This window comes from Microvirga sp. HS2, assembly GCF_055792805.1.
In genome coordinates this window covers 211,105-231,408 of record NZ_JBVVAJ010000005.1, presented here as the reverse complement: position 1 = coordinate 231,408, position 20,304 = coordinate 211,105, and the positions used below count along the sequence as shown (strand labels likewise).

Sequence of the window (20,304 nt, the reverse complement as noted above, 5' to 3'; positions counted from 1 at the left end):
TCGAGCCCGCGCCGATGCTGCTCGGCTTCGTGCTCGGCAAGCTGATGGAGGAGAACCTGCGCCGCGCGCTCATTCTGTCGCGCGGGTCGCTGGACACCTTCGTGACCCACCCGGTCAGCGCCGCGCTCCTGGCCGTCGCGGCCATCCTGCTCGTCATCGCGCTGCTGCCCTCCATCCGGAAGGGCAGGGACGAGGTGTTCACAGAGTAACTTGCCTTCGCGGCCACCCGGCCCACAATGTAAGCTCATAACTTTCCAAAGGGAGGAACTTGATGAAGAAGATCGCGCTGACCCTCGCCGCCATGGCGGGACTTGCCGCAACAGGCGCACAGGCCCAGGATTACCCGAGCCGTCCGATCACCATGATCGTGCCTTTCGCGGCCGGCGGGCCGACCGATGTGGTGGCCCGCATCGTGACCGATCACATGTCCCGCACGCTGGGCCAGCAGATCGTGATCGAGAACGTGGCGGGCGCCGGCGGCACGACCGGCATCACCCGCGGCGCCCAGGCTCAGCCCGACGGCTACACGATCATGATGGGCCACATGGGCACCCACGGCGCCGCGCCGGCCCTCTATCCCAACCTGAAATACGATCCCGCCAAGGACTTCGCGCCCATCGGCCTGGCGGCCGGCACGCCGATCGTCATCGTGGCCAAGAAGGACTTTCCGGCCAAAGATCTGAAGGGCTTCCTGGAATACATGAAGGCCAACGGCGACAAGGTGAACATGGCCCATGCGGGCGTGGGCTCCGTCTCGCACTCGACCGGCATCTTCTTCAACTCGGTCATCAAGGCCAAGCCCACCATGGTCGCCTATCGCGGCACCGGCCCGGCCCTGAACGACCTCATGGCCAACACGGTCGATTACATGACCGACCAGATCGTCAACGTGGCGCCGCAGATCCAGGGCGGCAACATCAAGGCCTTCGCCATCGCCACGCCCGAGCGCTCCCCGGTTCTGCCGAACGTGCCGACCACGAAGGAAGCGGGCCTCGAAGGCTATGAGGTCAGCGCCTGGAACGCCGTGTTCGCGCCCAAGGGTACGCCCCCGGACGTCGTCAAGAAGCTCAACGACGCTCTCGTGAAGTCCCTCGACGACGAGAACACGAAGAAGCGCCTGCTCGAGCTCGGCGGCGTCATCCCGAGCGCCGCGGAGCGGACTCCGGAATCCCTCCAGAAGCTCGTAGAGAGCGAAGTGGCGCGCTGGACCCCGGTCCTCAAAGCCGCCGGAGCCTCCGCGGAGTAAAGTTCTCGCCGGCTAATCGCTTGAAGCGGCGGGCGAATTCGCCCGCCGTTATCATTTCTGGCCCTGCGACCGCAAAGAAGCCTTGAAATTGATCGCGGGCGCGATTACACCCTGCCTCACGTGCAGCCGTAGCTCAGTTGGTTAGAGCACCAGATTGTGGATCTGGGGGTCCCCCGTTCGAGCCGGGGCGGCTGTACCACTTCAAAAAGTGGTGACGTGAGGCCTAGCAGGTTCGAGGCGTTTTCCAGACATTGATGGGATGTCGCGGGCGGGCATTGCCCTCAGCGGGCGGCTGTCATGCCTGCGGCCTCGGGCACGGGGCTCTTGGTCAGCACCATCTTGCCGGCGCGGCTGCAGGAAACGGTGACGAAGCCATCGGAAGCGTTGATCCGGACGGTCGTCTCGTCATCGTTGCTGACCGTCTGAACCGGAGCTTCGCCGAGCTCCTGCGCCGTCTCGGCGATGATCGAGAGGCAGTCGGAATAGGGCATGGCCGCAACGCGCGTATTCGCCTCCTCGGCGTGCGCAGCTGCGCCGAACGAAAGAATTCCGAAGGCGCCGAGCAGGGATGTGATCGCCAAAGCTCGCATCGATTTGTCCTCCTGACGCTCGGAAGATCACCACGCTTAAGGTCGTGCCGCCGTGCCGAAACGCACACGGGGCAACGTCTCCAGCGTGGGGCCGTTCCTGGTATTGATGTCGCAGGAGGACGGGTGATCTGCCGGAGGCCCGAGCTTAACCACGCGAGTCTTTAAGGCCAGCTAACATTGCACGGTCACGCTTCCCAGATCACTCCAAGAACATCGCAAACGGGTGACGGATGTCGCGGAGTTCGGATGGCGCGCCTTCAGGCGAGCTTGGCCATGCGACATCATGATCCTTGCGCGAATAATGCAAATGTTATTCCATCCGAAGCATCCATTCCGCGCATCGATACGGCCTGAATTGCGAGGCCGCCGCCGATGGATATCGGTGCCGGTCCACGTTTGCCGATCGCCTCTCGGGACTTGCGTTCCGGTTGGCCCAACACGTTCTCCGTCTGCTTTGCCTCCGGCTCTGCGGGTCGCTTTCATCGATTTGCGTTCATCCGCGATTCATCCCGAAAACGTCAGGGGGGTCCCATGAAAACTTGCAGTCCCCATCTCTTGCAGGATGCTCTTGAGCTGAGAGCGCATGTCAGAGGCCTCAAGGCCCTGCTCGAATTTCAGCAGTGGCAGATCGAAGTCATGAACGACCGGCTCTATGCTTCGGAATCGGGAGGAAGGGCTGCCCGGCGGTTGCTTGCGCTCAAACAGAGCGAGGCAGAGAACGCGCGCCGGCGCAAGACATCCCGCTTCTGACGGCCCGAGCATCGGGCGGGGCCCATGGATGCGACTTGGGGCCGCTGCTCACTTCAGCGCCTTATTCTGTGTGGACCCAAAGGGTCGTGAAAGAACCCGATGGGCCACGTGAGCGACCCAGAGCATCGTGCGGAAAAGTGGATCCGGTTTTCACTAACGTGGCCCTTCGGGTCGCTGGCGCGGCCCGCTGGGTCCGCGTCGAACGATGCTCTCTTCTCAGGAGAATGCATCGGATCTGCCCCAAAAGTGCAAATCCACTTTTGGGTCCGATGCTTTAGCGCCGCTGCTTCCTGTCTTTCAGGACATAGCCGTCCAGTTCGGTCAGATTGAGCTGCTCCGGATTCCAGGAGGCCACCAGGTCGGGGATGAGTTTGCTCGGGCTTGCCATGCCGAAGAGAAAGCCCTGACCGAGGTCGCAGCCCTGGCTGCGCAGAAAGGCCGCTTGCACGGCCGTCTCGACGCCTTCCGCGACGGTTGTGATTCCGAGGCTCTTGCCCAGGCTGACGACGGCCTGAAGAATCGCCGGATCATCGGGATTGCTGGCAAGATCATGCACGAAGGAGCGGTCGATCTTGATGATGTCGACCGGAAACTGCTTGAGGTGCGAGAGCGAGGCATAGCCCGTTCCGAAATCGTCCAGCGCGATCTTCACGCCCTCGGCGCTGAGAGTCCGCAAGGTCTTTTCGATGAACTCCGCGCCCCGGCCGAGGAACACGGTCTCGGTCACCTCGATCTCGAGACAATGGTTCGGGATGTCAGCGGCACGCAGGCGTTCGAGGATTCGGTCGGCGAAGTCCATGCCCCTGAATTCCGCGGCGGATGCGTTGATGGCCACATGGCCGAACGGCACGCCCGATTGCAGCCAGCGGCGCATATCGTCGAAAACCATGTCGTGCATCTGCTTGCTCAAGGCGACGGCGAGATGCGGGTCGTCGAACGCCGCCTGGATGCTCGCGGGTAGTTCGATGCCGGCGCGCGGATTGCGCCACCGGAGGAGCGCTTCGAAGCCTGCGAGCTCGCCGGAGCTCAGATGCACCTTCGGCTGATAGAACGGCTCGATGCTGCGTGCGTCGATGGCTCCGCGTGCATTGTTGCGCATTTCGGCTTTTTGCTGCGCCTCGGTGCGCATGGATGGCTCGAAGACCATGACCTTGTCCCGTCCGGTGGCTTTGGCCGTGTAAAGCGCGATGTCGGCCTGTTTCAGAAGGTCGGCGGATTCCTTGGCGTGATCGGGCCAGATGCTGGCGCCGATGCTGGCGCGGCAATCGAGCGTGCGCCCCGCATAGGAGAGGGGCTTCTGCAGCTGCTCCTGGAGGGGCGCGATGAGGGCCCTGATGTCCTGCTCGCTCTCGATCTCGGGAAAGACGATGGCGAACTCGTCGCCGCCGTTGCGGGCGACGGTGTCGATGGGGCGCACGGCGGCGCTGAGGCGATTGGCGACCGCCTGCAGGACGGCATCGCCCGCGTCATGGCCGAGGGTGTCGTTGATCTCCTTCAGATGGTCCACGTCGAGGATCACCAGACCGAGCTTGCGGTTCTGTGCGGCAGACCTTTCTAGAGCCTTGCCCAGCCGGATCTGGAACAGGGCCCGATTGGGCAGGCGTGTCAGATGGTCGTGATGAGCGGCCCACAGGATCTTCTCCTCGGCCTCCTTCTGGCTGGTGACGTCGCTGATGATCCCTTCGAGGAAGAGGGGTTCCCCCGATGGGCCATAGATGCATCGGCCGCGATCGACCATCCAGCGGATTCCGCCCAACTTCGTCCTGATGCGGTAAACGATGTCGAAGACCTGCCTGCTCATGATGCTGGCGAAAACAGCATCCTCGACCATCTGGAGATCGTCGGGATGGACGATGCCTCCCCAACTGATCTTTCCCTGAAAGAACTCGCCTGTCGAGTACTCGGTCAGAGCCTCCGCGCCCTCACTGAGAACGGTGAAGCGCCACGGAGCGGCAATGTCGCTCTGATAGACGATTCCCGGCAGGTTATCGATGAAGCTGGCGAGCTGGCGTTGGCTCTCGTGCGCCTTCTCTTCCGCGGTTTTCCGGGCATGGATGTCTTCCGCGACCGCAATCGAGGAGACGGGCTTCCCGGTTTCGTCGCGGACGAAGGAAACGTTGACCGCGCACCAGATCGCAGTGCCGTCTGGGCGCACGTAGCGCTTTTCGACCTGGAATGGCGTGGCGCTCTCGAGATGCTTCCGGAACAGGGCTGCGTTCGATGCGACGTCGTCCTCGTGCGTGAAGGCGCTCATCGGGAGGCCGTCCAATTCCTCCCTGCTGCGGCCCACCAGATCGCAGAAGCGCTGATTGACCATCAGCACCCGCTCGTTCAGGTCACGGTGCAGGATGCCCACCATGGTCTGGCCGAAGACCGTGGCGAGCTGCTGCTCCCTTGCCTGAAAGGCCTCGGCCACCGCACGCTGCTCGTTCATGTTGCGGAAGACGACCATCAGGTCGTCCCCCACGGGCGTGGCATGGACCTCGTACCACGAGGACAGCGGTTCGTAATAGGCCTCGAAGATCCGCGTCGAGCGTTCGGCCATGGCGCGGCGGTAGTTCTCCTCGAAGATCGTGCCGACGAGTCGAGGGAATGCATCCCAGATGTGAGCGCCGACGATGGCGGCATTTGCCGCCAATTCCGTCACGGCGCGGGAATTGCAGAACGTGAGGCGCCAGCTGCGATCGAGAACGAAGACGCAATCGGTCGTCGTCTCCACGAAGGCGCAGGCATACCGCGAGGCTCTGGAAGGAGAGATGGTTTCATCCTGAAACCGGGATTGCCCGCGCGCATGAGAGAAATAGTGGCGCAGCCATGTTTGGCCCCAAAAACGCATAGCTGCACTCTTAATGTCTGCCTGCCGCCGGATCGCCGGCGGCCACAGGGTCTATCTCAGGTCCATCCTACGGTCCGGTAGGACGAGCAATCGCGTGGATGCGCTGAATTATGACTGTGTCTTCAGACGGGAGGCAAGTCTTAAAAAAGTCTCGATTGTGTTTGTGTAACATGTTTACCGCCCGATCCATTCGTTCTTCCGCACGGCGCAAAAGCAGAAAGGGCCCGGTGCAAGCACCGGGCCCTTTCTGTCGGGTTACTCTCGATAGACTTAGTTGAACTTGTAGTTCAGGCCGGCGCGGAACACGCCGAATTCCGTGTCGCGGCGGATGTTGACGCGATTGGCGAGAGCATAGCTGTCGCTCGTGTCGAGGTTCACATAGAGACCTTCAACCTTCGCGGTGAAGTTGTCGGTGACGGCATATTCGAGGCCGCCGCCCATGGTCCAGCCGCCGCTCGTGCGGTCGTCGCGCCGGTAGCCGAGCGCAGCGTCGAGGCCCTTGTTGCCGCCGATGTCGCCATAGGCGAAGCCGAGCGTGCCGAACACGAGGGCGCGATCGATGGCAAGACCTGCACGAGCGCGGACCGTGCCGAAATAGCCGCTGTCTTCGCCCTTGTAATTGGTGCCGAGATAGGTTGCGTTCTTGTCGCCGACAGCGGCGTATTGAAGGTCGGCTTCGGCGCCGACCACGAACATGCCGAGCTGATAATTGTAGCCGCCCTGAACGCCGCCCAGGAAGCCGCTCTTGCGGCCGCCGCCCGTGACGTTGAAGGCCTCATCGTAATACTGGCTGGCGCCGGTGCTGCGGCCGTAGCCGAGATTCACGCCGGCGTAAAAGCCGCTCCAGGTGAAGATCGGCATGGCGTTGTAGGCGGGCGCCGGGGCGTAGCGCGAAGGAAGGTCGGCGGCCACGGCGCTGGACGCGATGCCGAGAGCGGCTGCGGCGGCGAGAAGATTGAGGGAGAGGGTACGCATCACTGTCATTCCGTTCCAAAACATCGAAGCAGGGTAGGCATTAATTGCCTGTCCCGGGTGTCATAAGCCGGAGGGGGTACCCCTGCAATATGATTGCCCGCCTCGACTGGAGATATGCTTGATGCTTTATGAACGTTTACTTCTCATAAACCATGAGAACTTGGAGCAATTGCTGTCGCAATGCCTCCGTTGCAAAAGGGCTCTCGGATTAAATCTGCCGAACCAAAGTTTAGAGACGAAACTCTGCCCCGCCCTCGAGGCGGGGCTTTTTCTTGCCTGGCGCTGATGATCCGGGCGGATCAGAAGCCGTCCGCCTGCCGGGCCATGGCCTCGGCTCGCCGCGCGATCACGTCCACATCCGCGCTCATGGGCAGCGTTGCAGCGTCGAGCTCGGACAGGGAAAACCAGCGTGCTTCCAGCGCATCGTCGCCGGCCAGGGGAGCGCCCGACAGCCAGCGGCACCGGACGGCGATCAGAACGTAATGCTGGCGGATGGCGCCGTCGTCGGCGGGCACCAGGATGTCCAGCGTGGTGATGACCTCCTGCGCCTCGGCTTCCACGCCGGTCTCTTCCATGAGCTCCCTGATCGCGGCATCCGCGACCGTCTCGCCGAAATCGATCTTGCCGCCTGGAAAGCCCCAGAGCCCTGCGTCCGGCGGATTGGCCCTGCGCACGAGAAGGGCGCGTCCCTCGTGAATGACGACGGCGATGACCGCCGGAATGGGGGAGGGGGAATGAGAAAAGGCTTGGCCGATCATGGCCAAGCCTTAAAGCATGAGGCGGATTTCCGGTAGCGGGCGGTCAGCGGGTTTGCCGCAGAAAAGCCGATTGCAGCGGCTCCATGCTCCGGGTCATCCAGCGGGCCGTTGCTTCCGCGACGTCCTTCCATGGGGCGGAGGCGGTCTCGAAAGCCTGCCGGGCGGCGCCGGTCTGGGCCTTGAAGCCTTCCGGCCGGCGTGAATTGTCGAGCGCCGTGCGCCACAGGTCGATGGCCGCGTGACCCTGGATCTGCAGGGCCTCCATAACCTTTTCGTTCACTTCGAGAACGCCCTCGGCGGAAGCGGCAACCGTTTCGCGCATCGCCCGGCGGATAGCCTCGCCCTGGTCGCGCAGGGCGAAGACGAAGGGCTCGCTCTCCATCTTCGCGGCGGAAACGAAGGGCTGCGGAGCAGGCGCGGGGTCCGGGGCCCGCGCCGTCTCGCCTGCCTCGACGACAGGCTCTGCAGCCAGCTCGATGAGATCGGCCTTCGGCGCGCTCTTGGCGTTGCGGGTCCTGGTCTTCCTGGTTTCCGTCATCGGAACGTCCTTGTCTCTGGGCGAAGTGTCTGGGCGAAGTGTCCGGAAAGGCGCTTACTTCTTCGAACCCGGTTGCTTCATCGCTGTCTGGGCGATCGAGCCGAACTCCTTCATCTGGGTCTGCATGGCCTCGAACTGGGTGCGCACGAACTCGGCCTGGATCTGCATGGCTTCCTGCATATCCTTGGCGCGCACCATGCGCTGGGCGAGGTCGAAGGCGGCCGACAGGTTCTGTTCGGCATAGGTGAAGGTCTTGCGGGTCGCATCCTTCGCGCTGGCCTGGACCGTGTTGGCCGAGCCCTCGAAGGTGTCGACCGTCTTCTGGGCGGCGTTCATGAAGCCGTCGATGGCCTTGCGGGCCTGCTCGACGCTCTTTTCCGCAAAGTCCCGCATCTCGGTGGGGATTTCGTAGGGCTGGTTCGGGTTCGTTGCCATGGGTCGCTCCTTTTGCAGATATTTGTGCACTGCAATATCACATTGTGCGGTGCAAAATCAACCGTCTTCGGGCCTGCGTATTAAGGTTACCTGAAAGTAAAAGGATTCAAGAGCCCGGACCTGCTGTCACCTTGCCAACAATCGTCTAAAACCGTTTCCATACGACTCTTCTATTTAGAGGTAGGATCGAGGCCGCCATGGATGGGGCTCCCAACCGATACGAAGCGCTGATCGCGCGGCTTGCCGCCGAACCGGATCTCGGGCTGATGGCCCGGCCCGGAGCGCCCGTGCTCATCTGGGACCACGGCATCGAACGGCTCCTCTGGGCCTCGCCCGCCGCCGAAGGACTCGGTGAGGCCTTCACGGATGAAGCGGGAAGGCTCGTTCCCGGTCTTCGCGCCCGTGACCGCCTGAGAGTGCTGGCCGGCGGAGCGGCTCCCCGCAAGGGAGCGCGCCTGGAACGGCTGCGCCTCAATCCGGTCCGTCCGTGGCAACCCGTTCCCTGCGCCTGTCGCCTGGCCGTCCTCGAGACGGGGGAGGAGGTTCTCGTCACCGCGCTGTTGGGCCCGGTCCCTTACGGCTTCGAGCGCGGGAGCGCGCCTGCCGTTCCGCCAGCGGACCGGAATGCGGATTTGGGGCCCAGGTCGGGCCCCAGGCAGGATTCTCCGGACCAGGCACCGGCGCGGCAGGACAAGCCGTCCGGCTCTATTCGTTTCCTCTGGCAGACCGATGCCCGGGCACGCTTTACCCAAGTGTCGCCAGCTCTCGCCGAAGCAGTCGGCGGCCAGGCCGGGACGATCGTGGGGCGAACGTGGGACGAGCTGGCCGCCACGGTGGTCTCCGATCCCGATGGGGAGATTGCCGGCCGCTTCGCCCGCGGCGAGACCTGGAGCGCACTGACCGTCTCTTGGGCCGTGGATGGCCGGTCCATGGTGGTGCCGGTCGATTTTGGCGGCATGCCGGTCTTCGGGACCGATCGCGAGCTCATCGGGTTTCGCGGCTTCGGTCTGCTGCGCATGAACGAAATGCGCGAGCGGGACGAGCCGATCCGTCTCGCCACCGAGGCCGAGCCCTACCTCACCGATGCGGCCCTGCCTTTCTCTCCGCCGGAAGAGACGCGGCCCGAGAAACAGGGAGGCCCTGACGGTGCTCCTCAGGAGGACGAGGGCTGGTTCGCACACTTGCGCGACCGCGTCGCGGAAGCGCTTTCCGGTCCTCGGCCCGCCGACGATCCTCCTAAGACCAACGAGATTCCGCAATCGGGCGACGCGGATGAAAAGGCGCGTCCGGCGCCCAGCTCCACCCTGTCCTCGGCGGAGCGCAATGCCTTCCGCGAAATTGCCCGCGCCCTGGGCGCGCGGCTGGAGGAAAAGAACTCTGAAACCGCCGCCCCCGAGGAGGCGGGCCCGGGCGAGGGCGGCGCCCGCGACGTCGCAGGTCCCGACGAGGGCGCTGAGATTGCGCCTGTCGCGTCACCGCCTTCCGACAGCTCCGATCGAATCCTCGACCGTCTCCCGGTCGGCATCCTCGTTCACCGTGACGAGACCATTCTGTTCGCCAACCGCTTCCTGCTCGATCTCACGGGCTACCGGACAACCGATGAGGTGATGGACGACGGCGGTCTCGTGCAGCTGTTCCGCGGCTCTCCCGCCCTGAACCCGTCCGCGGAGGACGATGCGGGGCTTTCGCTCACGACGCGCAATGGTGAGATTGTCGCCGTTGCCGTGCGCGGATCGGATGTCGAGTGGAACGGAGGACCCGCGCAGCTGATGCTCATCCGCAGGTCCTTCGGCCAAGTTCAAGTCCCAAGCGCGCAGGATAGCCGCGTGCAGGAGCTGGAATCGATCCTGGACACGGCCACCGATGGCGTCATCCTGTTCGACGAGACCGGCCGAATCCTGTCCCTCAACCGCTCCGCCGAGGCGTTGTTCGGGTATCACCAGCGGGAGGTGGCGGGCAGCGCGATCACGGTTCTGCTTGCGCCCGAAAGCCACAAGGAAGCGCTCGATTACCTCGAGGGCCTTCGCTCGCCCGGCGTCGCGAGCCTGCTGAACGACGGCCGCGAAGTCCTGGGACAGGAGCGCCAGGGAGGCACCATCCCGCTTTTCATGACCATCGGCCAGGTTGGCGGCAATGCGGGCGAGGGCGCGAGCCGCAAGTTCTGCGCCGTGCTGCGCGACATGACCACCTTCAAGAAGGCGGAGGGCGAACTCGTCGGGGCCCGGCGCGCGGCGGAAGAGGCGAGCGCCCAGAAATCCGATCTCCTCGCCAAGATCAGCCATGAGATCCGCACGCCGCTCAACGCGATCATCGGCTTTGCCGAGGTGATGCTGGAGGAGCGCTTCGGGCCGATCGGGAACGAGCGCTACAAGGAATATCTGCGCGACGTTCACGCCTCGGGATCGCATGTGATCAGCCTCGTGAACGATCTGCTCGATCTTGCGAAGGTCGAGGCGGGCCGTCTCGAACTGTCGTTTACCGGCGTTAATCTCAACGACCTCATCTCGGGCTGCGTGACCCTGCTTCAGCCGCAGGCCATGCGGGACCGGATCGTCATGCGCACGAGCTTCGCCTCCAAGTTGCCGCCGGTGGTGGCCGACGAGCGCTCCATGCGCCAGATTGCGCTCAATCTCGTGTCCAACGCCATCAAGTTCACGGATGCGGGCGGGCAGGTGATCGTCTCGACCGCCATGACGGATCGGGGCGAGGTGGCGTTTCGCGTACGGGATACGGGCATCGGTATGACCCCGTCGGAGGTCGAGGCGGCGCTCGAACCGTTCCGCCAGATCGCGACCTCCCGCAGGCCTGGAGGAACGGGCCTGGGACTTCCTCTCACTAAGGCCCTCGTCGAGGCCAATCGCGGCGCCCTGCAGATCACGAGCAGCCCCAAGGAGGGCACGCTTGTGGAGGTGATCTTCCCGCCGACGCGAGTCCTGGTTCCGTAAACGGGATAACATTTAAATTTCATCTGACGGATGATATAACGCAGCTTCCCACGAGGAGGCTGCCATGCTGAAACACGTTGTCGCTATTATGTTCGCTGTCTGCGCAATGTTCGCCAGCGAGGCGCGATCACAAGCCTACGATCCCGAGCAGATTAGAACAGTTTTTCCGAAGACTTCGCGAACGCCGGTCAAGTTTCTGGAGTGCCGGAATAGCATCTGCGTCTTTCAGTCGGAAAGCCCCATGGCAGCAGCCCTCTTCATGGTCGACGAATCTGCGCAGAACATCAGAATGCTGAGCATTACGTTTCATTCCAGCAGGGCTCAGCTTGCCGCCGCCTTGATGAAGGACGCTCTCAGGTTCGCCCAGTTTCCCGGGGGGAGTGAAGTCGACATCAGGTCATCGATGAAAATTGCTTCGCCCATGGGGAAGGATGTGGAATTGCAAAAAGGGTTCGGTCTAAAGTTGATCAACCTGACGAGTGTCAGCAAAGATGTGTTCAGCTTCCGCTTTTACCGCATTGATGATTAGAGCCTTTTTCGGCGAAGTGGACCGGAGAGGAGAGTGGATTTAAAGCCAAGGGGAATGGCTTTGGTGCTCGCGGGTGGCGTCTCCCCGTTGATCCAGGTCATGGAGTTCACGGCTGATCTTGCGATGCTGTCATTGTCGGGAGGTCAGGGGAGCTCTTGGCCCTAAGATAGAGAACGAGATGCGCTGCCAGGGTAAATTGCCGAGACACGAACGATGATTGGCTTATTCTGCGCGGCTGAAATTCTGTGAGACGAAGGATCGCTTCATGTCCACCTATCGCCTCGACACATTGTTCTCCCCCCGGTCGATCGCGGTCGTCGGGGCGAGCCCTCGCCCTCGCTCCCTGGGGCTGACCTTCCTGAAGAATTTGATCCAGGGCGGCTTCGCGGGGCCGCTCTATCCCGTCAATCCGCATCATGACGAGGTCGAGGGAAAGCCCTGCTACGCCTCGATCGCCAAGCTTCCCGAAACACCCGACCTCGTCGTCGTCGCGGTGCCGCCCCGCAACGTGCTGGGCGTCATCGAGGATGCGGGAAAAAGAGGAGTCGCCGCCGCCATCATCGCGACGACCGGGCTCGGATACGGAGCGGATTCCCTCTCGCAGCAGGTGAGGCTCGCCGCGCGGCGCTACAGTCTGCGCATCGTGGGGCCGAACTGCATCGGCATTCTGTCGCCGCGGGCGCGCATGAATGCGAGCTTTGCGGCCCGTGACGCGAAGCCCGGGGATCTCGCGCTCATCTCGCAATCGGGCGCCGTCGCTGTCGGCCTAGTGGAATGGGCCGCGCAGCGGCAGGTCGGCTTCTCCGCCATCGTGTCCCTGGGCGACAAGATGGACGTGGATTTCAGCGACTGCCTCGACTTCTTTTCCGCCGACGCGGGCACGCGCGCGATCCTGCTCTACATCGAGTCGATCGACAACGCGAAGAAGTTCATGTCGGCCGCGCGCGCCGCGGCGCGTATCAAGCCCGTCGTAGTGATCAAGGCGGGCCGCCATGTGCAGGGAGCAAGGGCGGCGGCGACCCATACCGGCGCCTTGGCCGGTTCGGATGCGGTCTACGATGCTGCATTCCGCCGGGCCGGCCTGCTGCGGGTGCTGGATCTCGACCAGCTCTTCGCGGCGGCCGAGACTCTCGGGCGGCAGAAGCCGTTCCCCGGCAATCGCCTCGCGCTTCTCACCAATGGCGGTGGCATCGGCGTTCTCGCAACGGATCGCCTCATCGACATGGGCGGAGTGCTGGCCGAACTCTCGCCCCAGACATTCGAGCAGCTGAAAGCCATTCTTCCGCCGACATGGTCGCAGTCGAACCCCGTCGACATCATCGGCGACGCGGATCCCGCCCGCTATTCAGGCGCACTCGATGCGCTGCTCGCCGATCCGGCGAACGATGCCGTGCTCATTCTGAACGTGCCGACGGCCATCGCGGGCGCAGCCGACGTGGCGCGCGCCGTGACGGAGGTCATCCGGCGTCATCGCGCGAAGGGGTTTCAGCAGAAGCCGGTCTTCGCGGCCTGGATCGGCGAGGATCCGGATTCGGCGCGTGTTTTTGAGGCGGCGCGGATTCCCCATTATGCCACCGAGGCCGATGCGGTGCGGGGCTTCATTCAGCTGGTGCGTTACCGCGAGGCGCAGACGGAGCTGATGGAGACGCCCGACAACCTGCCGCATGATTTCTCGCCGGACCCGGAGGCCGCGCGCGCGATCGTCGCGAAGGTGCTGGCGGAGAACCGCCGCTGGCTCAACCCTCTCGAGGTCGATGCGCTCCTCCAGGCCTACGATATTCCCACCGCGCCCGTGAGGCTGGCCAGGACGCCGGACGAGGCCGTCGCCGCGGCAAGGCCCATCATCGGGGAGGGCGGCCGCGTCGCGGTGAAAGTGCTCTCGCCCGATATCGTGCACAAATCCGATATCGGCGGCGTGCAGCTCGATCTCTCGACGGAGGAATCGGTGCGAAAGGCCGCAGCCGACATCTTCGAGCGCGCCGCGCGCCTGCGGCCGGATGCCGTCATCACGGGCGTGATGGTTCAGCCGATGGTGCGCCGGGCCAAGGCGCGTGAGCTGATCGCGGGCCTCGCGGACGACCCGGCCTTTGGGCCGGTGGTGCTGTTCGGGCGCGGAGGAACGGCGGTGGAGGTCATCAACGACAGGGCGCTGGCCCTGCCGCCGCTCGATCTGAAGCTCGCGGACGATCTCATCGCCCGCACCCGCGTGGCGCGCCGTCTCAAGGCGTATCGCGACGTGCCGGCCGCCGACGAGGGGGCCATCGCGCTCACCCTCGTGAAGATCGCGCAGCTCGCTGCCGACGTGCCGGAGGTGCGGGAGCTCGACATCAATCCGCTGCTGGCCGATCACACAGGCGTCATCGCGGTCGATGCCCGCGTGCTCGTGGCTCCCGAGGTCAGGAAGGGGAGCGGCCATCCGCGCTTCGCCGTCAGGCCATACCCGACGGAGTGGGAGCGCACCATCACCCTGCGCAACGGACGCACGGCATTCGTGCGCCCCGTCAGGCCCGAGGACGAGGAGGAGTTCAAGCGCTTCTTCGAGAAGATCACGCCGGAGGATCTGCGCCTGCGCTTCTTCGCGCCGGTCCGCGATTTCAGCCATACCTTCCTCGCGCGCCTGACGCAGCTCGATTACGCCCGCGCGATCGCGTTCGTGGCTTTCGATGGCCAGACCGGGGAGATGATGGGCGCCGTCCGTGTGCACGCGGACGCCAATCACGAGACGGGCGAGTACGGCATCCTCCTGCGCTCCGATCTCAAGGGGATCGGCCTCGGGTGGATCCTCATGCGCCTGATGATCGAATGGGCGAAGGTGGAGGGGCTTCGCGAGGTCGAGGGGCAGGTCCTGCGCGAGAACAGCACGATGCTCGACATGTGCCGCAATCTCGGCTTCTCCGTGCGGATCGATCCCGACGATCCGGAGCTGCGCGTCGTGACGCTTCCCATCGCCTCCATCGAGGAGCCCGGAAAGCTGGCGGATTCACCTTAAATTCGAATGGCTCGCATGCGAAAAGGGCGGTGAAGCGCTCCGGCACTCCACCGCCCTTCGTCGGTTGTCCAGCAAGACCGATGTCAGTCGTCGTCCTTGAGGCCGCCGATATGCTTCTGAGCGTAGAGCTCGACGCCGACCTGCTCGACGAGGGTGAGCTGGGTCTCGAGGAAGTCGATATGGCCCTCCTCGTCGGCCATCAGCTCTTCGAAGAGGTTCTTGGACACCCGGTCGCCGATGCTGTCGCAGTACGCCGCCGCCTCGCCGTAGAGGTTGCGAGCGTCGTATTCGGCCGCGAGGTCGGACTCGAGAATTTCCTGGATGGTCTGGCCGATGCGGAGCGGGTCGAGCACCTGGAGGTTGGCGAAGCCTTCGAGAAAGATGATGCGTTCGATGAAGCGGTCCGCGTGGTGCATCTCCTCGATGGATTCCTTACGCCACGTCTTGGCGAGTTCCTTGTATCCCCAGTCGTCCAGCAGCCGGTAATGAAGCCAGTATTGATTGACCGCCGTCAGTTCGCTGCGCAGGCCGCGATTGAGATACTCGATAACCTTCGGATCACCCTTCATCCTACCCTCACGTCAAAACGGCGACAAAAAACGTCGAACCTTCCTTAGAGGATTTAGGAACTAGGGTGAAACCCCCTTTGTTCAAAGGTGAGGTTCCGCGGCCACTTTTTCGAGAGAGGCGGGGCAGCAGCCCCGCTGGCACGCGGCGACCGGAGCATCGCCCGCATCGGCGAGCGCCTTGTCCATGATGTCCCGGATCGTCCGGGCGCAGCGGCCGCAATTCGGGCTGCAGCCAAGACAGCGGTAGACCTGCGCGGGGGAACGCGGGCAGTCGGGCCCGGGCTTCATGCAGGCTTTCACATCGCCGTCGGAGAGAACGTTGCAGGAGCAGACGATCATTGGTTTTTCTAGTTTAGAACTATTAAAAACTATGTTTGATTTCAAACACTTAGCTGAAATGCCCAGCGTGCGCCAGTCCTCGAGGGCGCGCGAAGTTGTCACGCTGGCTTGAGAATCCGTCAGTCCAGGCGGCGGAACAAGCCAGGATAATTCCGTACGAACCCGTCCTCATCGACCGGCAGATCGGCGGTGAAGCCGCTCTCGGGACTTTCGAAACGGTAGAGGGAGCCAGGTTCGAGCGCCGTGTAGCGCTGGGTGCGGGCCGAGACGCTCAGGTCGGGAACGGCGATGTAGCACAGGCGAATGTCGACAGCCTGTCCGGCGGCCCATTCGAGGCGGCGGATCGGCAGGGTGTTGGTCAGAGGCGTGGCCTGGATATCCACGTCGATGCAGCCCTGAAGCTCGGGCTGGGGCTTGCCGTCCTCGGTCCAGGCGCCTTGCCCGTTGCTCTCCAGGTCCAGGCTCCGTCCGGATGTGGTCTGGAGATGAACCGCCTTGGTCCTCCAGGCGGAATCCACCCACAGCCGGTAGTGAAGACCGAATTTCGCGCCTCCCTCCCGACCGATGATGACGCCGGAGATCGTGAGGCCGCCGTCGGCGGGGCGTATATCGGCGTGTTCCAGTCCTGCTTCGCTCCCGTCCCAGGACGACCAGCGGAGCGTGCGGAAGATCAGGGGGCGAGACGACATGGAGGCCTCCAAGCTGCGCAGTACAAGAATACGCCGCCGCGCAGCCTTTGCGAGTCCGCCTTTTTACTCCCGCACAACCACCACATGCACCCGCCGGGGACCGTGGGCGCCGAGCAGCAGGGTCTGCTCGATGTCGCCGGAGCGGGAAGGGCCTGTGATCCAGTTCACCGTTCGCGGCATGCTGCCTTTGCCGAAGGAAAAGCGCACCCGGTTCCAGACGGATTCGTAGTCGCTCGCGATATCCTTGGCCGAGACCACGATGATGTGGTTGTCCGGCAGGAAGTTGAGGGTGGAGGGGTTCTCCGGCCCCGAGATCATGGCGAGCGTGCCGGTCTCGGCCACGCCGCCGAAGGCATGGCTGACGGCGTTGAGGTCTCCCCCCTGGCTCGGCCCATGCGAGATCTCCAGGGTCGTCTCACCCCAAGGCATGGCCTTCAGGCGAGGATCCTCGCCCATGCGCAGGGTCGCCGGCAGGTTGTGACCGCGCAGGAACAGCGCGATGGATTGCGGCACCTCCGCGGGAGAGGCCACCTCCGTCACGGTGGCGAGGGACGCCTCGGCCATGGTCTTGAACAGCGCGATGCGCTCCTCGCCGGAAACCTGTCCGCGCGCGGGGATCACGCCCTTGGGTGACCGTTCGAGGCGGTCCTGCACGATCTGCCTGCGGATCGTCTCGTTGCCGTTCACACCCAGAGAACGGCGAATGCTGGCGAAAATCTCGTCACGGGCGCTCATGCGGCTCGTCCTTTACGCTCACGCTTCCAGCGCGCCTGGAACGTCTCCCCCTGGGGCGCCGGGAAATCACGGTACTTCGTCCAGCCCTTCGCGAGCGGCAGCCAGGAGAAGCGGCCGCGCTGGCGTCCGGCGAGACCGAGGGTCGCCATGGCGGCGCGCGTCGCGAGGCGATAGAGGGCAGGGCGCCTTGCGAAGAAGCCCCAGAGGCTCAGGCCCGAGCGCACGGAGGCGGGAGAAAGGTGGCGCTCGAATTCCCGCTCGCGCCAGTGGCGCATGAGCTTCGGCAGCGGAATGCGCACAGGGCACACGCTCTCGCAGCGTCCGCAGAAGGTGGAGGCGTTGGGCAGGTGGCCCGCTTTGTCGACTCCGATGAGAGACGGGGTGAGGACCGCGCCCATGGGGCCGGGATAGACCCAGCCATAGGCGTGCCCGCCCACCGCATGATAGACGGGGCAATGGTTCATGCAGGCGCCGCAACGGATGCAGCGCAGCATCTCCTCGAAGCTGGTGCCCAGCATGGAGGAGCGCCCGTTGTCGATGATCACCACATGGTAGTTCTCGGGGCCGTCCGCATCGCCGGGGCGGCGCGGGCCGGTAGAGAAGGTGGTGTAGACCGACATCTCCTGGCCCGTGGCCGAGCGCGCGAGAACGCGCAGCAGCTGGCTCGCGTCTTCCAGCGTCGGCACCAGCTTCTCGATGGACGCGAGAGCGATGTGCGTCTTCGGCAGGATCTGCGTGAGATCGCCGTTTCCTTCATTGGTGACGATGATCGACGTGCCGGTCTCCGCCACCAGGAAGTTCGCTCCCGTGATGCCGACATCCGCCGCGAGGAAGCGCTCGCGCAGGACGGCGCGCGCCTCGGTCAGCAGCTGCACGGGCTCGGAGAGATCGCGCTTCGCATCGAGATGCGTGTGAACGCGGCGAAAATCCTGCTCAACCTGGGTGGCGTTGAGGTGCACGGCAGGAGCGATGATGTGGCTCGGCAGCTCGTTGCGCAGCTGGATGATGTATTCGCCGAGATCCGTCTCGACGGGCTTGATGCCGTGGGCTTCGAGATAGTGATTGATCTCGATTTCCTCGGAGATCATCGACTTGCCCTTCGTGACCGTCTTCGCGCCCGCATCGCGGCAGATCGTCAGGATGATCTCGCGGGCCTCCTCGGCATTGCGGGCGAAATGCACATGGCCGCCGGAATCCTTCACCTTTTTCTCGTAGGCTTCGAGGTAGAGGTCGAGATGTTCGAGCGTGTGGTTCTTGATGTCGCGCGCGGAATCCCGCAGGGCCTCGAACTCGGGGAGCTTGTCGGCGGCGGCCTGCCGCTTGTCGATAAAGCCCTGCTTCACGTTGCCCAGCGCTTTCTGGAGCTGGTCATCGTGCAGCGCCCGGGCTGCATTCTGCTTGAACTGAGGGGACGTGGTGTGAACGGTCATACAGCCTAGCCTTGGCAAGAATACGGCTTTTATGCTTCTGACTGCATATAGAAGAAAAAGCCGCCGCTGTAAAAGCGGCGGCACTCTATGTGTCTTCAATGAAGGCTCTATGCTACTCGTGAGCTCTATCCAACGACCAGGAAGTCATTGTAGCTCAACAGTAGACCCTTGCTGAGTTGGGCGAACTTGATTTGCTTCTGTGATCCATTTCCGTCAGGGTCGTAATAAAGATCGCCGCTTTTATCATTATAGATAATGTGTTGATCTTTGTTGTTGGCCTTTTGGCCTAGGTGGAATTGCGCCTTGAGCAATTTGCCGAATGGAATTTCGGGAAGATCCGGATCCAATTGGGGACGTACTTGCTTGAAGATGCTCCTTGAGAGATAGATCAGATCACTGGCATCGTCCTTGCCATGAAGGGCGTCGAAGGTCTGGAAATCCTTGATCGTGTCAACATCCTTTCCGATTTTCGTATCGAAAACGAATGTATCGCTGCCACTCCCGCCAATGAGCACGTCGCTCCCAGTTCCTCCATACAGCTGATCATCGCCCTGCCCCCCGGAGAGGAGGTCGTCGCCGGCATTACCCTTCAGCTGATTGACTCCGTTGTTCCCGGTGAAGCGATCCTTACCCGAGCCGCCAACCAGGTTCTCGATGCTGACGAGTTTGTCGTAGCCGTAACCCGTGTTCTGTGCCGCCGTGATCGTCAGGTTGGCGGTGGCGCCTATCTTTCCTGAAAAGCGAACTGTGTTTAAGCCGGCCTCGTTGCCAAGGAGCGTATCGTTTCCGAATCCTCCTTCAAGTGTGCTGTCGCTCAATCCGCCACCCAGGATATTGTTGCCGTTGTTGCCGATGAGGACGGCCCCGGATACGGCATACTCGAACGAGTCCTGAACGATGACATTCTCGATGTCGATGAATGTATCGAGGCCATATCCTGTGTTCTGAGCCGTCGTTTTCGTCAGATCAACAGTGATGGGATTAGAGGTTTGAGCGCTGGAGACGAAGAGTACGGTATCGATCCCGCTCCCACCGTTATAGACATCGTTGCCGTAACCGGCCTCTGTCGGCACTTCCTGTCCAAGAAAGGTTTCATCGCCGGCACCTCCAAGGGCGGTATCATCTCCCGACCCCATGTCGATGTGGCCGCTCGCAAAGCCGAAGCGGCCGTCGTAGATATCCGCTCCGTCATCGAGGCGAATGGAGCCATGAATCGTTCCTTTGTTCTCGATCAACTCCCTGATGATCGAGCCCTCGATTGCCGTATCGCCTTCTATGGTCCCCGTGTTGCGTACGACGAGCCCGTATCCAAGGGGCGATTGGGTCCCTTCCTCAAACCGGAACTGATGTTTGATGCCATATTCCAGGCCTGAGATCCTACCCGAATTCACGATCTCGTTGCCGTGGCCTGCCGCCGATATTCCGATCCCGGCGGACTGGATCGTGCCAGAGTTCGAAACCACATTGTCACCGACGAGACCGCGCTCACTGATGTGAGCGCCCAGGCGAAGCCCGGCTAATGCGCCGTAAACAAATCCTGAGGCGCCGATGTTTATTTTGCTCGTGCCCCAATTGCTGCTGAGGCCGTTGGCCTGAACGCTATAGATGGAGCCATTGATCATCATTTTATCCAGTGAGCCATCCGAGTTGATCGCATCCATGCCGATCGCGTCGGCCATAAGCGATGCTCCGGGGGTCAGGAAAACGGCTTCCTCTCCAAACAGGTTGATCAGGTGGGGACCCGCCGTCACAGGAAGAGGCGTGTTCGGGGCAATGAAATAGTAGGTCATAAAGTGGTCCTTCCAAATTGGCTTCTTTCGGAGCGTATCCGTTAGTCGCGAAGCCAATATACGGGAGGTAATTATCACTTTACAACGTAACAATTTTGATCTTCTGGAAGATTTAATATAACATATTGTAGTATTGCAGGAAAATAAACCCTATTGCTTAT

At 62.8% G+C, this 20,304-nt stretch carries 17 protein-coding genes, 1 tRNA gene and 1 pseudogene; 7 read left to right on the top strand and 12 right to left on the bottom strand.

The genetic code is table 11. From position 1 onward, the window contains the following. From ACS5Q0_RS07235 to ACS5Q0_RS07225, 3 genes and pseudogenes are all read left to right on the top strand, one after another. A pseudogene (locus ACS5Q0_RS07235) lies at positions 1-209 on the top strand (tripartite tricarboxylate transporter permease); the annotation flags it as partial. A 62-nt stretch (positions 210-271) separates the two neighbouring features. Continuing rightward, positions 272-1,246 carry a tripartite tricarboxylate transporter substrate-binding protein gene (locus tag ACS5Q0_RS07230; protein ID WP_473125937.1) on the top strand — a complete coding sequence of 325 codons (975 nt, stop codon included), beginning with the start codon at positions 272-274 and terminating at the stop codon, positions 1,244-1,246. 122 nt (positions 1,247-1,368) lie between these two features. Then, a tRNA-His gene (locus tag ACS5Q0_RS07225) sits at positions 1,369-1,445 on the top strand. 82 nt (positions 1,446-1,527) lie between these two features. Here ACS5Q0_RS07225 and ACS5Q0_RS07220 read toward each other — a convergent pair. Continuing rightward, positions 1,528-1,836: a hypothetical protein gene (locus tag ACS5Q0_RS07220; RefSeq protein WP_473125936.1), complete on the bottom strand. Its 309-nt coding sequence runs from the start codon at positions 1,834-1,836 to the stop codon at positions 1,528-1,530. A 531-nt stretch (positions 1,837-2,367) separates the two neighbouring features. On the opposite strand from ACS5Q0_RS07220, the gene ACS5Q0_RS07215 reads away from it, so the two are divergent. Further along, positions 2,368-2,586 carry a hypothetical protein gene (locus ACS5Q0_RS07215; protein ID WP_473125935.1) on the top strand — a complete coding sequence of 73 codons (219 nt, stop codon included), beginning with the start codon at positions 2,368-2,370 and terminating at the stop codon, positions 2,584-2,586. 274 nt (positions 2,587-2,860) lie between these two features. Here ACS5Q0_RS07215 and ACS5Q0_RS07210 read toward each other — a convergent pair whose 3' ends face one another. From ACS5Q0_RS07210 to ACS5Q0_RS07190, 5 genes are all read right to left on the bottom strand, one after another. Further along, positions 2,861-5,422 (bottom strand): sensor domain-containing protein, encoded by a 2,562-nt coding sequence (locus ACS5Q0_RS07210; protein ID WP_473125934.1) that lies wholly within the window; start codon positions 5,420-5,422, stop codon positions 2,861-2,863. A gap of 270 nt (positions 5,423-5,692) precedes the next feature. Further along, positions 5,693-6,397, bottom strand: a complete 705-nt coding sequence (locus ACS5Q0_RS07205) for an outer membrane protein (RefSeq protein ID WP_473125933.1) — start codon at positions 6,395-6,397, stop codon at positions 5,693-5,695. A gap of 299 nt (positions 6,398-6,696) precedes the next feature. Continuing rightward, entirely contained in the window at positions 6,697-7,155 is a 459-nt protein-coding gene (locus ACS5Q0_RS07200) for an NUDIX hydrolase (RefSeq protein ID WP_473125932.1), read from the bottom strand. A gap of 43 nt (positions 7,156-7,198) precedes the next feature. Then, entirely contained in the window at positions 7,199-7,693 is a 495-nt protein-coding gene (locus ACS5Q0_RS07195) for a phasin family protein (protein ID WP_473125931.1), read from the bottom strand. 54 nt (positions 7,694-7,747) lie between these two features. Continuing rightward, the gene (locus ACS5Q0_RS07190) at positions 7,748-8,128 is read right to left on the bottom strand and encodes a phasin (protein ID WP_473125930.1); all 381 of its coding nucleotides are present in this window, start codon (positions 8,126-8,128) and stop codon (positions 7,748-7,750) included. A gap of 197 nt (positions 8,129-8,325) precedes the next feature. Here ACS5Q0_RS07190 and ACS5Q0_RS07185 point away from each other — a divergent pair, with 197 nt between their 5' ends. The 3 genes from ACS5Q0_RS07185 (at position 8,326) to ACS5Q0_RS07175 (ending at position 14,591) form a co-directional block, all read left to right on the top strand. Next, positions 8,326-11,073: a PAS domain-containing sensor histidine kinase gene (locus ACS5Q0_RS07185; RefSeq protein WP_473125929.1), complete on the top strand. Its 2,748-nt coding sequence runs from the start codon at positions 8,326-8,328 to the stop codon at positions 11,071-11,073. Positions 11,074-11,137: 64 nt separating this feature from the next. Beyond that, the gene (locus ACS5Q0_RS07180; RefSeq protein WP_473125928.1) at positions 11,138-11,602 is read left to right on the top strand and encodes a hypothetical protein; all 465 of its coding nucleotides are present in this window, start codon (positions 11,138-11,140) and stop codon (positions 11,600-11,602) included. A 265-nt stretch (positions 11,603-11,867) separates the two neighbouring features. Then, the gene (locus ACS5Q0_RS07175; protein WP_473125927.1) at positions 11,868-14,591 is read left to right on the top strand and encodes a bifunctional acetate--CoA ligase family protein/GNAT family N-acetyltransferase; all 2,724 of its coding nucleotides are present in this window, start codon (positions 11,868-11,870) and stop codon (positions 14,589-14,591) included. 83 nt (positions 14,592-14,674) lie between these two features. Here the strand turns inward: ACS5Q0_RS07175 and bfr are convergent, their stop codons facing one another. The 6 genes from bfr to ACS5Q0_RS07145 all read right to left on the bottom strand — a co-directional run bounded on the left by bfr (position 14,675) and on the right by ACS5Q0_RS07145 (position 20,143). Continuing rightward, on the bottom strand, positions 14,675-15,160 hold the full coding sequence (gene bfr, locus ACS5Q0_RS07170) for a bacterioferritin (RefSeq protein ID WP_473125926.1): 486 nt from the start codon (positions 15,158-15,160) through the stop codon (positions 14,675-14,677). An 81-nt stretch (positions 15,161-15,241) separates the two neighbouring features. Beyond that, a complete protein-coding gene (locus ACS5Q0_RS07165) occupies positions 15,242-15,499 on the bottom strand; it encodes a (2Fe-2S)-binding protein (RefSeq protein ID WP_473125925.1) in 258 nt (85 codons plus the stop codon). A 119-nt stretch (positions 15,500-15,618) separates the two neighbouring features. Next, positions 15,619-16,188, bottom strand: a complete 570-nt coding sequence (locus tag ACS5Q0_RS07160) for a putative glycolipid-binding domain-containing protein (RefSeq protein WP_473125924.1) — start codon at positions 16,186-16,188, stop codon at positions 15,619-15,621. A 63-nt stretch (positions 16,189-16,251) separates the two neighbouring features. Beyond that, on the bottom strand, positions 16,252-16,923 hold the full coding sequence (locus tag ACS5Q0_RS07155) for a LutC/YkgG family protein (RefSeq protein ID WP_473125923.1): 672 nt from the start codon (positions 16,921-16,923) through the stop codon (positions 16,252-16,254). After that, positions 16,920-18,353 (bottom strand): LutB/LldF family L-lactate oxidation iron-sulfur protein, encoded by a 1,434-nt coding sequence (locus ACS5Q0_RS07150; RefSeq protein ID WP_473125922.1) that lies wholly within the window; start codon positions 18,351-18,353, stop codon positions 16,920-16,922. Before ACS5Q0_RS07150 ends, ACS5Q0_RS07155 begins: the two co-directional genes overlap by 4 nt. 125 nt (positions 18,354-18,478) lie before the next feature. Then, positions 18,479-20,143, bottom strand: a complete 1,665-nt coding sequence (locus ACS5Q0_RS07145; RefSeq protein ID WP_473125921.1) for a calcium-binding protein — start codon at positions 20,141-20,143, stop codon at positions 18,479-18,481. Positions 20,144-20,304: the final 161 nt, after the last annotated feature.